Here is a 13,753-nt window from a genome sequence, read left to right on the forward strand (position 1 = left end):
CCACGAATAGTCCACAGAGACTGACATGGAGCCGCTCAGCGCGGCATACGGCTGCACATGTCCCCAGATACACGAAGACCCCGTCTTCAGCGAAAGCGCTGATGGCGGGGTCTTTGGGCACCTGATAGAAGGTGCCCCGGCAGGATTCGAACCTGCGCAGACGGCTCCGGAAGCCACGACTAAACGGGCGGGAAGTACCCCCTTGACCTGCACTGATGGCGCCGCGCGATCCGCAACGAGGGGAACTCACTTCGCTGCTGTACGGCTCAACACAGGAGGCCCCGGACTCATAGTCCAGGGCCTCTCACCTGAGTGCACTCGGCTGAATTCGAACCCCCGGTCCGCATCCGGACAGACCGTCAAAGTAGAGCGAAATTTGCCCGAGTGTGGCACTAGTCGGCGGCGTAGATCACGTCATCGGTCAGGGCGAACCCAAAATCACGAAAGCGATGGACTACTTCCGACAGCGGGCGTCCGCTGAGGACGGCGCCCTGGAAGACGCGGCTCAGCCCGACCGGCGCGTTCTTGTCCAGCCATTCATACTCTCCTCTGCGGTCGCGGTCAGCGAACATCCGGAGATCCTCGAGCTTGATGTTCTCGAGCTGGACAGGTCCATCCGCCACCTGGAAACCAAGTGCCACGATTCGGGCTGCCACCTCCGCAGGGCGACGCCCCAACTCAACGGCAGCACGCAGCACATGGCTCAGTGCCACCGGTGCCGCTTTGTCCAGCCATGGCGCTGCCCGATCTACATCCATGCTGAGGATGGTCGCATCATCCACTTCGACCGACTCGGGCAGTGTCGTCCCCTCTGTAAGACGCAGCCCGAGATCCATGAGTCTGTCCGCCACCTCTGCGGGACGACGCTTCGTGCGCTCGGCCACCGCCAGTACATGCCCCAACGGAACTGGGTCAGCCGCATCTAGCCACGGCGTAAGCCGGTCCTGCTCTTTGCTGAGGATGAAGAGATCATCGAACTCGATGACTTCAGGCAACACAGTGCCCTCTGGAAGGCGCAGCCCGAGTTCCGTGAGTCTGTCCGCCACCTCTGCGGGACGACGCTTCGTGCGCTCGGCCACCGCCAGCACATGCCCCAGCGGAACCGGCTCCGAGAAATTCAACCATTCCGGCGTTCGATCGATGCCCGCGTTGAGCAAGGTGAGATCTCCGGGGTCCACGGCGGAGGGGAGCTCGGCCGCCTCGTGCAGACGTAGGCCGAGCTGCACCAGCCTGGCCGCCACCTCTTCAGGAGACCGCCCCACGGCGTGGGCGGCTACGAGCACGTGCGCTGGTGGCACAGACCTCGTGACGTCCCACCACAGCATGGGCTGCTTGACCCTATGACGCAGGATGATCAGGTCGTCAGGGTTCACAACCGCGGGCTGCACGGCTCCGCCCTGCAGTCTCAGCCCGAGCTCCGTGAGCCGAGCCACTACCTCCGCAGGACGACGCTTCGTCCGCTGAGCCACCGCCAGCACGTGTCCTAGAGGAACAGGCTCAGTCACATCCAGCCACGGCCGCGGGCTCGGACCTCTGAGGCGTCCTCGGCCGAGGAGGTAAGAGTCAGTCGGATCCGTGCTTTCGGGCAACACCGTTCCCTCGACGAGCCGCAGCCCGAGCTCTGCGAGTCTGGCCGCTACCTCCGCAGGACGACGCTTCGTCCGCTCAGCCGCCATCAGCACGTGTCCCAATGAAACCGGGTCAGCCACATCCAGCCACGGTGGCTGCTGATCGAGATCACAGCTGAGAATGAGCAGTTCGTCAGTCGTGACCGTCTCGGGCAGCACCACACCGTCCTGAAGCCGCAAACCGAGCTCTGTGAGCCTGTCCGCCGCTTCTTGCGGACTGCGCCCCACCATGTATGCGAACTGCAGCACGTGCCCGAGAGGCACTGGTAGTTCGGGATCGATCAAGCCCACCCCGTAGTGCCTTTCCCAGCTAAATTTGCCCCTGAGGTCCTCTTCGGTTGGCGATTCGATGAGCAGACCGATGTCCGTGGGCCGTGCACGTACCACCGAATCGAGGTCGGTAAGCCCCACCTCGGGAAACGCCCCTGCGGCCACCCACGACTTGACTCGCCATGTAAGGACGAGTTCCGGGATGGTCACGGCGGGGCGGTCGAACCAGATATCGCCCTGCATGAGCGTCTTGTCCATCGGGAAGCAACCCGCTGCGGTGATGTCCAGCTCCTGTCCTCCCGCCACCCAGGGGCTGTATCGGCCGGTTACTGCGGCCTCGGCTATCTCGTCCGCCAGCGCTGGATAGTGGGAGACCAGCTCCGATAGCCAGCTGTGGCTGAAGACCTTGGTGTCCTCCCGCAGCAACGTCGGGATCTCCTCGCGCAGCCGTTGCGTGACACGAACTTTGTCGTAGGCCAACGCGCGTCTGCGGTCGACGGTCAGTTGCGGCACATACTCCCCGGTGAGGTTAACCACGGCTCCATACAGTGGGACGCCGATCCACAGGCCGTCCGCGAGGATGCCACCACTGCCATTCGTCCACCACACATCGGGGCGGGTCGTGGCATCAACTGTGACGTTGGCGGCGCGCACTGCATTGCTGGCATGCGGGTCTTGTGCGGCGGCCAATGGGGCCACGGACGACAACACGTCCGGCTTCCACTCGAACCGGGCTTCCAAGTCCTGGGCGGTCACCGAGTACTCGGAGATCCACAGCAACCGCCGCAACAGATCGGTGCAGGAGGGCAGCTCGGCGGACGGGCGGAGGTACATCCGCACGGTGGTACCTGCCTCATGGCCCCGCCCCAGGTCTCGAATGTAGAAGAGGGACCCTGGGCCGGCGATGTCCACCCGCAGGCGCCGGCCCGGGTGGCCTTCGCGGTCCAGGCGGCATGTGGTCACCGAGATGTCGTCAGCGATCATGAAGTAACTGAGCACACCGATGCCAAAGCGGCTGTTGGCATGGAGCTCAATGCCTACTTCACGCCACTCGGCGTGTTCGTCGAGATACTCGGGCAGGTCGGCGAATCGCATACCGGCGTGGGAGAAAACTTCGCGGAGCTCGCGTTGCCCCATACCGATGCCATTGTCAGTACATTCGATGTAAGCCCGGCCGTGCTCGTCTACATCTTGTTTGAATGTGATGCGACCCGACCAGGTAGCGAGTTCGGGGTGCCGTCGCCGTAAGTACTGGGTGCGGGCCCCTCGGTAGCGGCAGGCGTCCAGGGCGTTCTGGTAGAGCTCTCGGATCGCCAGCGCCGGATCCCCGTACAGCTGCTCGCCCATGAGGAGTTCCTGAATGCGGTCGTCGGCGAGACGGAAGCGCAGGTCCGTCGACTCATATGCGGGCGTCCCTGCAGCGTCGACTGCTGGCCGCACTTGGTTGGCGGTGGCGTGCGCCGGCAGATCCTGCAACGGCTCCAGTTGGGGTTCGCTGCTGGCCTGGACGTCGACCGCGCCGAACAGAGAGTCCAGGGCGGCTGCCTGCTGCCGCAGGGCTAGGCCTACCGCCGGGTGGTGGCAAGCGGCGTTGAGGACGCGGGTACGCCCATGCTGGTCCCAGCGTGCTGTCTGGATGGTTTGGTGGAGCTCCTTCATGTCCACGGAGTAGCTGATGCCGAGGTGCTCCGCGATGACGTCCGGTAGCAGGACGGGGTCGATTGCCAAGTGGTGGGCTACCGTCAGCAGAGCGACTAGCAGTTGCTCGCGGATGTGCTGTTCGGCCTCGGCACCGCCTGCCAGCTGGCGTTTGGGGCGGATGGTGGTCGTATCGTAGGAGGTACGCAGCGAGCGCAGCAGCATCGACAGGGTGTTCAGCTCGAACAGTTCGGTGACAAGCTTGCGGTCGGCATCGGCCGGGATGTCCTCCAATAGGCTCTCCACGGGGCCGAGCAAGCCGTCCAGGATTTCTTCCTGGAATCCGCCGGGCTTTCTGGTCAGCCAGCGACGGAATAGCCACCAAGCGATATCGGCCGCACGGTCTCTCCCGCCAGGTGACTGGACCTCGAGTGCGGCACGGCGCACCAACCGCTGCTGATTGTTGAGAAACTGCTCGTAGTTCGCGCGGGCTGGGGTTGCACACGGCACGCGGCCGAGGTTTGTGGGCTGGGCCTCTAGCGCCTGCGCCGCAGCGCGATTCGCGCACGACACGTAGAGGTAGGGAACGGCGACAAGCAGGGCAGCCTCGGCCGGAGAGAGTGCCAGTTTCTCCGGATTGAGGACCTTCGACAATAGCCAGCCCACTCCTCCGGTCATCCGCTCAGCGAAGTCGGCCGGCCGCCAGGGGTCCTCGGTTAATCGGGCCTCGTCCCGGAGGGACTGCGGGGCGATCTGAGCGACAAGGGCCACGGTGGCCGTGCGCATGGCTTCCGTGCTGGGGACGTCGCCGATCTGCTTCCATGCGGGGTGGTTGCGGGCCGCCGTCACCCAGGCATGCTCACCTCCGGCTCCGTGCGTGGTGCGGTCAGGTCGCTCGAAGACGACAAAATCATCGGTCTCCTTCTCGGTGCGTACCCTGATCTGCTGACGAAACAGCTTGTGCTCGGCAGTCAGCGCGTCCGTCGCGCTCTGCAATTGCTCCTTGAGGTCGCGCAGCGTGCTCGGGCCCGCCTCGTCTGCCACGACGGTGCTGAGAGCACGGGAGAAGATGCTGAAGGTGCTGTTTCCCGCACGGGTGTAGCGGGCGCGCTCTCCTGGAGAACAGGCGTAAACGTGGCAGTAATGGCGCTCGCCGACGCGTGTGACCCGCATGTCGGACCAGCCAACGGCGTTGCCAACAGACATCTGCATGAGGTCGATGCCCTCGCGGCAAGCATCCACGAACACGACCACGTCACCAGCTTCGCTGCGCTCGACGTAGCTGCTGAAGTCAAGCGAGAGGCACTTGCCGCGGAAATCGTGGGAGGCCGTCCGCGCGCCCTTGGGAACTAGGTAGTCCTTGCCGCCGTGGTGGACTCCGTGGCCGCTGAGGTAGAGGAGCAGCGTCTCACCTGGAGAGGCGCCTTGGAAAAAGGCCTCGATGGCGTAGTCGATGCTCTCCCGGTCTGTCTCGTCGACGTCGTGGATGCGCACGTCATACCCGATGCCGCCCAGCGCCTCCGCCAGCTCCGCCGTATCGTCCGTGACGAAGGGCAGATCTTCAATGAGGGGGTCGCGGTAGGTCGGTACACTAATCAGCAAGGCGCGGTACGAGCCGTTCATCGCGGTCTCCGGCGGTTCAGGAGCCGAAGGTCAGCGTAATCGCTCCCTTGGCTCCCACTTGGGCTGATGTCCCTACAATGGCGATGCCTCCGGTCGCGGTGATCTCGAAGGAAACCTGCGCCTGCTGCAACGACATTCCGCCGTCGGGCACTCTGAGATCCGCGAGTACCTGCTGCAAGGTGTCCACGGAGCGTTGGAGGTTCTCCCGCAGGACGGCGGTGGGGATCCGCCGAACCAGGGTGTCCTCGCTCCGACGCCCGAAGATTCCCATGTCCCCTGAGCCGGAAGCCGGTTCGGTGTCGTCGATGGACACCAGCACGTCAAGCCCCTCTACGATGGCGTCCTGCTCGGCGTATGCGGCCTGACCTGTTTCGAACATGACTTCCCTCGCATCAGATGTGGAAATCGACACATCATAGAGGCATCAGGTACCTGGACGAGGCCCTACTCGCGAATCTTCGTGTAGTTGCCCAGCATCGCATCGAGCCGTGGCGGCCAAGGCAGGCACGAAGTGTGAGCCGACCTCGGGGCAGGACAGTACATCTAGGGCGACTGGCCGTTATCGCTCACTCGGCTCACTCGGCTCACTCGGCTCACTCGGCTCACTCGGTCCTGGCCCGGCACCCCACCAGCGCGCAAGCGCTGACACCTGGAGGCTTAACTATCGGAATCTGTCGGTGCTGACTTGAACCCCCAGCCGTTCGTAATAGGCATGCAGCCCGGTGTCCGTGCGCCAGGTATCGATACAAGCCCAGTCGCGCCCCTCTAGGGCGGCAACGCGGGATGCCCAGTCGACGATTCGAGCACCGAGCTGTCTGCCGGCCGCCGACCCCGCCAGGACCTCCGCCGGCTACTTACATAGATCGTTAGATACCTAGGAGGTTCCCCATCAACACGACCGGAGACCCTGCACCCCTCCCCCGTTACGCTGGTACGCACCACCCTAGAATGGAGAGTGCGCCACGGATGGGACCGAAGACAGCCAAGGTCTACGAGACGATTCGCGCTCGACTCGCGTCAGGCGAGTACGCCCCTGGCGACAAGATGCCCTCAGAGAGAACCCTCTCGGAGGAGCTCGGCATCGGCCGGACGGCGCTTCGGCAAGTCCTCGCCCGACTTCTGTCAGAAGGGGCCTTGGAGGTTCGAGGTAGAAGTTCGTATCGGGTTCCTGGAGCGGTGAGCGTCAGTACGCCCGAAGGCTTGGAGCCATGGGTCGTTCACGGTGAACGGGATCTCTATGACAACCGCTGGGTGAAGCTCCAACTTTGGGATGTGGAGCCTCCCGGCGTAGAGCGCTTCGAGCACCACGTGGTGAAGCTCCACCACGTAGCCGTCACAGCGGTCTTGGACGATCAAGACCGCGTTTTGATGATGTGGCGGTACCGCTTCGTTCCGAAGCAGTGGGGATGGGAACTCCCGGGCGGCATCGTGGACGAAGGGGAAGATCCTGCGACCACGGCACTGAGAGAAGTAGTGGAAGAGACGGGGTGGCGCCCGAAGTCCGTGGAGCACGTCGTCACCTATCAGCCCATGGTCGGGATGGTCGACTCACCTCACGAGATCTTCGTTGGACGCGGAGCCGAGCGGGTTGGTGAGCCGACCGATCTTGAAGAGGCGGGCCACATCGAGTGGGTACCCCTGGCTGACATTCCGGGGCTCATGGCCCGCGGTGAACTGATGGGCTCCGGCACCCTCGTGGCTTTGCTTTACATCCTCGCGAGTCGCGGCAAGCCAGGAGTTACAGCCGCTCGCTGAGGAGGTCGACGCGGCGGCGCTGCCGCACCGAACCGGTGCGGCTCGCCAGCAGTCGTGCCTTCCGCAGATGAGTGTTCGCATCCTCGAACTCGGCACGAGACAGATGAGCTTGCGCGAGGTCAGTGTGGAGTCCGGCTTGCGCACGGACAAAAGTCGGGTCCACCACCTCCAGGGCCCCATACAGGCTGTTCACAGCGTCGGCGTCCCCCAACAGGCCCAAGATGTTGCCTCGCCATCGGGCTAGGTGACCACCGTTCAAGAAGATGCTCGCCATGTCGGGGTCCCGAGCCTCGGCTCCCGGGGGGATGCTCGCCATAGCCGCATCGAGTGCACGTCGGCAGTCGTCAGGCATGCCAGCATGGGCGCACAGCTCCGCCTCAGCGGCATGAAGCCACGCACATAGGCGAGGCGATCCAGCCTGGCCGAGGGTGCGCTGAGCATCGCGGATCAGTTCCAGACCTAGCGCAGGTCGGCCAGCCTCGCAGAGTACGTACGCCTGCTCTCCCATCGCGTGGGCGAGGTACATCGGAGCCGCCGCGTCATGCGCTGCCCGCTTGGCGAGTTCGTAGTGCTTCCCAGTAGCAACCAGCGTGGCAACGACGGCGGTTGCTATTACAACTGGTGTGGCAACGGCTACGGCAACGGTTGGAGGAACGGCAACGGTTGGAGGAACGGCAACGATTGGAGGAACGGCAACGGCAACGGCAATGACCAAGGAAATGGCCAAAGCAACGGTGTCTGTGGCGGCAGCTACAAGATCGAGGAGAGGAAGAACCTGAACACTGGGGTGAGCGAGAAAGTCACCGTTTGCCTCACGTAGAGCTCTTCCCTTGATCGGCCAGTGCCACCTCGCCATATCTCCAGGGTGCGACGGCTTTGCTCAGTCGAGCACCCCGAGCGCGGTGTCGGGCCGGCAGACGGTGCAGGGCCGGACGTTGAGCGCATCGTAATGGCTAGCAGTATCTCCGCCCGGTCGAGGAAGCTGCCATTCCCGGCCCACTTCGCGCAGCCGCCACGGTGGATGATCTGCTGATCCAGACCCGGCTCAACCTTGAACCGCCGTTCTGCCGCCGCACGCTCCCGGCGCTCCTGCTCCTCGGCTTCCCGCCGCCGCGCTATGTCGAGCGCCCGGTCGATGCGTTCGAGGCTCAGAGCCCATCTCAATTGGTGAGTCTGCGGTAGCAGATGCGGTGCAGGCGATGTTGGTGAAGGCCAGGAAATGGATGGCTACCGCTCGTAGCGACGCTGGAGATGTCGGCAGTCGGCAGGCCAGGCCATGGTGCGTTCGATGGCCCCCTATTTGGCTCCCCAACGATCAGGGGTAAGTCGTGGCGCCTCGCTGACCTGCATCGCAGGTCAGCGAGGCGCTCTTGGGCCTTTACGGTGCGTTTAAGGGAGGGCTAATCGGGGGCTCAGGGTGGGCGCTCGGAGAGAGCTCGTCGACCTGCGGGTCATGGGTGAATCGGTCCATGACAGTCCACTGGCATCCAGGGGTGTCGCGGTGGTCGGCTCCCCGTTCGGCTCCCCGAAGAGGCTCGCTCCGCTTCACCCTGATGGACGAGGGCGCCACCCGTACGCGCGCGCGTGACGCCGACACACCGGATGCCGGTTCCCCATTCAGCGATTTTTCGCTACATAAGGCGCCCTTGATGGCGAGTCGGACGTAACGGTGCATTGCGGGCGCGAATATGCATGTGTCCGACCCAGGCAGGCGCATCAGGCACCTGCCGTGAAAGGAGCATCGAATGCGGGTTTCCCGTTTTGTCGCCGCGCTGGGCGTCGCGGGCGCCGTCCTGGTGGGCGGCGCCACAGGCGCCAGCGCCGCCACCGCGACTCCGGTGGTCTCTCATGCCGCGTACGACCGTGGTCACGACCACGGTGACGACCACAGGCGCGGCGACCACGACGGCCACCGGGGTCACCACCACGACGGTCGCTGGGGTCACGACCGCTACGACCACCGCTGGGGTCACCACCGTGACGGTCGCTGGGGTCACCACCGCGACGGCCGTGACGGTCGCTGGGGTCACCACCGTGACGGTCGCTGGGGTCACGACCGCTACGACCACCGCTGACCGTCCTTAGGGGGTGCCCTTCCGCTGTCGGGGGAGGGCACCCCTTCCGCGTCCTCCACATGCCTTCCGCCGCACAGACACCAGCGGCCGGCCGAGATCTACGATCACCCCGTTTCCGGCCGCAGGGTTCTGGGCCCGCGCATTGACCAGGCGAATCGGTCACAGGCCTTCGGTGTGGACGGTGCCTGTCGGGGCCACTGGTCTCCGTGAGTTCCTGTCGATCGGGGAGGCGCTCAGGCTGTGATCAGGTCCCGTACTGTGCGGCCATGACTCACACAGTTCGCCGCGCAGTGGCAGCCGACGTGCCCGCCGTGAAGACGGTGACCGACGCCGCGTACCGCCACTACATCGACCGCATCGGAGTGGTGCCCGCGCCCATGGAGGCCGACCATGGCGCCGAGGTCGCCGCGGGCAGGGTGTACGTCGTGGACGGGGAGCAGGGAGGAGCGCCCGCCGTCGTCGGGCTCGTGGTCGTCGAGCCCCGCGAGGACCATCTGTTCCTCGACAGCATCGCCGTCCACCCCGACGCCCATGGACAGGGCGTGGGGCGACGGCTGCTGGCATTCGTCGACGAGCACGCACGCGTGCTCGGCCTCCCCGAGGTGCGGCTCTACACGAACGCGATGATGTGGGAGAACCAGGAGATCTATCCGCGGTACGGCTACGAGGTGACGGAGCGGCGCGTCGACGGGCCTTACGACCGCATCCACTACCGCAAGAGGCTCTCCACCGACCGGACTGCGTGACGCGTGCGCCCCGGCCCGCTCACTCGTCGGGCCACCACGTGCGCCGGATGTCCTTGCGCACTTCCGGACGGTCGTGGCGGCGCTCGGCGGCGTCTTCCTGCTGCTGCCGACGGGTGGTGCTGGTCTTCGCCACGGGCTTGTTGATGGTCACACGGCGCATGACTGCCTCCTGTGCCTACCCCGGTTCCACTGCGGTACCGCTGTAGACGTGTTCCCCGGAGGGTGACGCATCGAAGCGTAATTGTCAGTGGCAGGTGTCACGATCTGGGCATGAGGGTGAGCGAGGACACCACGAATCGGGACATGGCGCCCCTGGAACGGGTCGACTGGGACGCCGAGGCCGCGGCCTTCGACGACGAACCCGACCGCGGTCTGCGTGATCCCGCCGTGCGCGGGGCCTGGGCCGCGCGCCTGCGGGACTGGCTGCCGGACCACCCCTGCGACCTGCTCGACCTGGGCTGCGGCACGGGCAACATGTCGCTGCTCGCCACCGACCAGGGACACAGCGTGACCGCGGTCGACCTGTCGCCCGCCATGGTCGGCCTCGCGCGCGCCAAGCTCGCCGGCCGCGCCGCCCGGGTGCTCGTCGGGGACGCCGCGGCGCCGCCCGTCGCGGGCGAGACCTTCGACGCCGTCCTTGTGCGGCACGTCGCGTGGACACTGCCCGACCTCGACGGCGCCCTCGCACACTGGCTCTCGCTGCTGCGGCCCGGCGGCCGGCTGATCCTGGTGGAGGGCGTGTGGGGAACGCTCAGCCCCGTAGGCATCCCGGCCGCCCGGCTCGCCGGCGCCCTCGCCCCGCTCGCCGCCCACGTCCGGGACGAACCGCTCTCCGGCGACGCGCTGTTGTGGGGAAGACAGGTCGAGGACGACCGGTACGCGGTGGTCGCGGCCGTACGGTCCTAGCCGAGCAGCCGGCCGAACCCCTCGGTGCGCGCGAGGAGTTCGAGGTCGTCGAGGGCGCGGAGCGCGGCCGCCGCCGCGTGCGGGTCGCTCTCCGCGAGCCCGCTCTCCGCGAACTCGTCCTCGTCCAGCCGCAGTACGTCACTGCCGTCGGCCGAGACCCACAGGTCGAGGTCGAGGTCCTCCACGACGAGTTCGCCGCCCTCGCGGACCGCCGGCCGGGTCACGTCGCAGTACCAGCCCTTGAGCGTGCCGCCGCCGGTGCGCACCTCCTTGACCGCGTACCACCGGTCCCGCCAGTAGTGCTCGGTGAAGACGTCGCCCGGCCCGAAGCGCACGAACCCGAAGTCCCTGACCCCGGGGGAGGCCCAGGCGGCGGTGACGGTCACGCGCGTGCCATCGTCACGGACGACGTCCGCGGGGTAACGGATCTTCGTGCGGCCCGCCTTGAGCAGGACCACCTCAAGAGACTCGGTCGTCTCAGGTGAGGGTGCGGACATGGCGTACCTCCGTTGCACAGATCTCGTAGCCGAACCATTTGTTGATCGCGAGCATCGGGCCGTTCTCCGCGTCGTTGCCCGTGAACGCCTCCGTGACGCCCGCCTCGCGGGCGCGGTGCAGGGAGTCGTTCTTGGCCAGCTTGGCCAGGCCCCGGCCGCGGAACTCCCGCGCGGTGCCGGTCATGCCCGACGTGTAGCGGGTCTCGCCATCGGTGCGGGCCAGGCTGAACGCCACGGGCCGGCCGTCGGCCACGGCCACCGAGGTCAGTTCGTGGTCGGTCAGCGGATGGTGCCAGGTCTCGTCGAGCCAGTGCTCGTAGTCCGTGAACTCCGTGGCCACGTCGCTCGGTTCGTCGCTCACCGTCTCCGCGTCCAGGTCGAACAGCGGACGCGGGTCGTCCGCGAAGTCCGCGCCGGTCCGCAGCGTCACTCCGGCCGGCGGCGCGGCGAGCGGCGGCAGCGTGCCGTGCGCCAGATCGAGGCGCAGGAAGCGGGCCGGCCGGCTCGCCCGGTAGCCGTGGCGCGCGGCGAACGCCCGGTCCCGCGGGGTGTCGAGCACCCACGAGTAGACGGCGACAGCGCCCTCCCCGGCGAGATACTCCTCCGCCGCCCGCACGATGAGCGAACCGGCTCCGAGCCCCGTGCGCCCGGGGTCGACATAGACGTTCACATAGCCCTGTCCCGGATCCGGGCTGTCGTACGCGATCCCCACCTGCGCGGTGCCGACGACCTCGCCGTCGGCCTCGGCGACCAGCGGCCGGTACCGGGCGTCCGGATGGGCGTGCGCCAGATCGAAGGCGACCGACTCGGCGGTGGCGAGCATGGCGGGCACTGCGGCGCGGCGAATCCGGGCGAACGCGGCCGCGTCCTCGGGCCGCAGGGCCCGGACGATCACAGTCATACGGCCGCACGCTACGCGCGGGGCGCGCCGGGGTGCCTCCCATTTTTCCCGGGTGCGGGACAATCGGCCCGTGACCTTGAAGATCGACATCGATGCTGGCGCGGCGACGGCGCCCTACGAACAGGTACGGGCCCAGATCGCCGGACAGGCCCTCTCCGGGACCCTGCCCGTCGGCTACAAACTGCCGACGGTGCGCGGGCTCGCCGAGACGCTCGGCCTGGCCGCCAACACGGTGGCCAAGGCGTATCGGGCGCTCGAGTCGGACGGCGTCATCGAGACGCGCGGCCGCAACGGCACCTTCGTCGCCGCCGCGGGTGACGCCTCGGCCCGGGAGGCCTCGGCGGCGGCCGCCGCGTTCGCGGAACGGGCCCACCGCCTCGGTCTCTCCGAGTCGCAGGCACTCGCCGCGGTACGGGACGCGCTGCGGGCGTTGTACGGGGACAAGGGGTGACCGCACGGCAGTTCCGGGCACCCAGGTCCTGAGCCCCTACAGGTACAGCCCCGCGTCCGCCGAATCGCGCTGGTCCGGGACCGACGCCGGGCTGGTGCCGCGGCGCAGCGCGTACAGCTCGGCGAGCGTCGCGCCGTCGCGGCCCACGCCCTCCTCGCTGCCGAGCCAGTCCACCGACTCGCGGTGGGTGAGGGGGCCCACCTCGATACGGGCCAGGCAGCGGCCGGGGCGCACGACCGCCGGGTGGAGACGCTCCAGGTCCTCGTTCGTCGTGACGCCGACCAGCACGTTCCGCCCCTGCCCGAGCAGGCCGTCCGTCAGGTTGAGCAGGCGTGAGAGCGCCTGCCCCGCCGTGTGCTTGGCCTCGCCGCGGATGAGCTCGTCGCAGTCCTCCAGGAGGAGGAGGCGCCAGCGGCCCTTCGCCGTGCCGTCGTCCTCGCCGATCGCGATGTCCATGAGATAGCCGACGTCGGAGAACAGCCGCTCCGGGTCCAGTACGCAGTCCACCTGGCACCAGTCCCGCCACGACCGGGCCAGCGTGCGCAGCGCGGACGTCTTGCCCGTGCCGGGCGGCCCGTGCAGCAGGAGCAGCCGGCCCGCGATGTCCTCCGGGGTCGTCTTCATCAGCTGGTCCATGGCCCCGGCCACCGGCGCCGTGTAGTTGTCCCGCACCTCGTCCCACGTACCGGCCGAGATCTGCCGCGTGGTGCGGTGCGGCCCGCGCCGGGGCGAGACGTACCAGAACCCCATCGTCACGTTCTCCGGCTGGGGTTCGGGTTCGTCGGCGGCGCCGTCCGTGGCCTGCCCGAGCACCTTCTCGGCGAGCTCCGCGGTGGTCGCCGTCACGGTGACGTCGGCGCCCCTGTTCCAGCGGGAGACGAGGACGGTCCAGCCGTCGCCCTCGGCGAGCATCGCGCTGCGGTCGTCGTCGCGCGCGGAGCGCAGGACCACCGCGTCGGGCGGCAGGAGCGTGGCCCCCGACCGCACCCGGTCGATGTTCGCCGCGTGCGAGTGCGGCTGCTCGCCCGTCGCGAAACGGCCGAGGAACAGCGCGTCGACGACGTCGGCCGGAGAGTCGCTGTCGTCGACGTTGAGCCGGATCGGCAGCGCGTCGTGTGGGTTCGCAGACATGCCGCCATGATCTGCCACGCACGGCGCTCCCGCACGGGATTTCCGCAGCGCGTCACACGCTTGCCCGCACGGCGGACCGCCCCCGTTCCCCGTTACCACCCTGTCGCAACGGAGTCTGTCCCTCCGCGAAGG

General features: G+C 67.2%; 12 protein-coding genes and 1 pseudogene. 5 read left to right on the plus strand and 8 right to left on the minus strand.

The genetic code is table 11. The features are described 5' to 3' along the window. Positions 1–392 precede the first annotated feature (392 nt). Complete coding sequence (locus tag OHO83_RS34105) at positions 393–5,159, minus strand: wHTH domain-containing protein (RefSeq protein ID WP_330280202.1); 4,767 nt, start codon at positions 5,157–5,159, stop codon at positions 393–395. 16 nt (positions 5,160–5,175) lie between these two features. Then, the gene (locus OHO83_RS34110) at positions 5,176–5,538 is read right to left on the minus strand and encodes a Pepco domain-containing protein (RefSeq protein WP_330280203.1); all 363 of its coding nucleotides are present in this window, start codon (positions 5,536–5,538) and stop codon (positions 5,176–5,178) included. Positions 5,539–6,125: 587 nt separating this feature from the next. On the opposite strand from OHO83_RS34110, the gene OHO83_RS34115 reads away from it, so the two are divergent. After that, complete coding sequence (locus tag OHO83_RS34115; RefSeq protein WP_330280204.1) at positions 6,126–6,914, plus strand: NUDIX domain-containing protein; 789 nt, start codon at positions 6,126–6,128, stop codon at positions 6,912–6,914. On the opposite strand, the pseudogene OHO83_RS34120 reads toward OHO83_RS34115, so the two are convergent. Together OHO83_RS34120 and OHO83_RS34125 are read right to left on the minus strand one after the other, a co-directional pair. Then, a pseudogene (locus OHO83_RS34120) lies at positions 6,898–7,488 on the minus strand (XRE family transcriptional regulator); the annotation flags it as partial. The gene OHO83_RS34115 and the pseudogene OHO83_RS34120 sit on opposite strands and share 17 nt — an antisense overlap. A gap of 176 nt (positions 7,489–7,664) precedes the next feature. Next, complete coding sequence (locus OHO83_RS34125; protein WP_330280845.1) at positions 7,665–8,078, minus strand: hypothetical protein; 414 nt, start codon at positions 8,076–8,078, stop codon at positions 7,665–7,667. A 581-nt stretch (positions 8,079–8,659) separates the two neighbouring features. Between OHO83_RS34125 and OHO83_RS34130 the strand changes: the two genes are divergently transcribed. Further along, complete coding sequence (locus OHO83_RS34130; protein WP_266668844.1) at positions 8,660–8,989, plus strand: hypothetical protein; 330 nt, start codon at positions 8,660–8,662, stop codon at positions 8,987–8,989. Positions 8,990–9,255: 266 nt separating this feature from the next. Continuing rightward, entirely contained in the window at positions 9,256–9,735 is a 480-nt protein-coding gene (locus OHO83_RS34135) for a GNAT family N-acetyltransferase (protein WP_330280205.1), read from the plus strand. Positions 9,736–9,754: 19 nt separating this feature from the next. Here OHO83_RS34135 and OHO83_RS34140 read toward each other — a convergent pair whose 3' ends face one another. After that, complete coding sequence (locus OHO83_RS34140) at positions 9,755–9,895, minus strand: hypothetical protein (protein WP_326713761.1); 141 nt, start codon at positions 9,893–9,895, stop codon at positions 9,755–9,757. A gap of 110 nt (positions 9,896–10,005) precedes the next feature. Between OHO83_RS34140 and OHO83_RS34145 the strand changes: the two genes are divergently transcribed. Continuing rightward, positions 10,006–10,641: a class I SAM-dependent methyltransferase gene (locus OHO83_RS34145; RefSeq protein ID WP_330280206.1), complete on the plus strand. Its 636-nt coding sequence runs from the start codon at positions 10,006–10,008 to the stop codon at positions 10,639–10,641. On the opposite strand, the gene OHO83_RS34150 is transcribed toward OHO83_RS34145, so the two are convergent. Further along, positions 10,638–11,138 (minus strand): DUF402 domain-containing protein, encoded by a 501-nt coding sequence (locus tag OHO83_RS34150; RefSeq protein ID WP_266668839.1) that lies wholly within the window; start codon positions 11,136–11,138, stop codon positions 10,638–10,640. The two genes, OHO83_RS34145 and OHO83_RS34150, sit on opposite strands and share 4 nt — an antisense overlap. Next, entirely contained in the window at positions 11,119–12,039 is a 921-nt protein-coding gene (locus tag OHO83_RS34155) for a GNAT family N-acetyltransferase (RefSeq protein WP_330280207.1), read from the minus strand. Before OHO83_RS34155 ends, OHO83_RS34150 begins: the two co-directional genes overlap by 20 nt. Before the next feature lie 70 nt (positions 12,040–12,109). Between OHO83_RS34155 and OHO83_RS34160 the strand changes: the two genes are divergently transcribed. Next, on the plus strand, positions 12,110–12,490 hold the full coding sequence (locus OHO83_RS34160; RefSeq protein WP_330280208.1) for a GntR family transcriptional regulator: 381 nt from the start codon (positions 12,110–12,112) through the stop codon (positions 12,488–12,490). A 36-nt stretch (positions 12,491–12,526) separates the two neighbouring features. Here the strand turns inward: OHO83_RS34160 and OHO83_RS34165 are convergent, their stop codons facing one another. Then, positions 12,527–13,621, minus strand: a complete 1,095-nt coding sequence (locus OHO83_RS34165) for a DUF5925 domain-containing protein (RefSeq protein ID WP_266668834.1) — start codon at positions 13,619–13,621, stop codon at positions 12,527–12,529. Positions 13,622–13,753: the final 132 nt, after the last annotated feature.

The organism is Streptomyces sp. NBC_00569 (genome assembly GCF_036345255.1).
Taxonomy (GTDB): Bacteria; Actinomycetota; Actinomycetes; order Streptomycetales; family Streptomycetaceae; genus Streptomyces.

Excerpts from the sequence above, each read along its gene's own strand:
- OHO83_RS34105 (WP_330280202.1), bottom strand. The coding sequence starts at position 5,159 with ATGAACGGCTCGTACCGCGCCTTGCTGATTAGTGTACCGACCTACCGC.
- OHO83_RS34110 (WP_330280203.1), bottom strand. The coding sequence starts at position 5,538 with ATGTTCGAAACAGGTCAGGCCGCATACGCCGAGCAGGACGCCATCGTA.
- OHO83_RS34115 (WP_330280204.1), top strand. The coding sequence starts at position 6,126 with ATGGGACCGAAGACAGCCAAGGTCTACGAGACGATTCGCGCTCGACTC.
- OHO83_RS34130 (WP_266668844.1), top strand. The coding sequence starts at position 8,660 with ATGCGGGTTTCCCGTTTTGTCGCCGCGCTGGGCGTCGCGGGCGCCGTC.
- OHO83_RS34135 (WP_330280205.1), top strand. The coding sequence starts at position 9,256 with ATGACTCACACAGTTCGCCGCGCAGTGGCAGCCGACGTGCCCGCCGTG.
- OHO83_RS34140 (WP_326713761.1), bottom strand. The coding sequence starts at position 9,895 with ATGCGCCGTGTGACCATCAACAAGCCCGTGGCGAAGACCAGCACCACC.
- OHO83_RS34145 (WP_330280206.1), top strand. The coding sequence starts at position 10,006 with ATGAGGGTGAGCGAGGACACCACGAATCGGGACATGGCGCCCCTGGAA.
- OHO83_RS34150 (WP_266668839.1), bottom strand. The coding sequence starts at position 11,138 with ATGTCCGCACCCTCACCTGAGACGACCGAGTCTCTTGAGGTGGTCCTG.
- OHO83_RS34155 (WP_330280207.1), bottom strand. The coding sequence starts at position 12,039 with ATGACTGTGATCGTCCGGGCCCTGCGGCCCGAGGACGCGGCCGCGTTC.
- OHO83_RS34165 (WP_266668834.1), bottom strand. The coding sequence starts at position 13,621 with ATGTCTGCGAACCCACACGACGCGCTGCCGATCCGGCTCAACGTCGAC.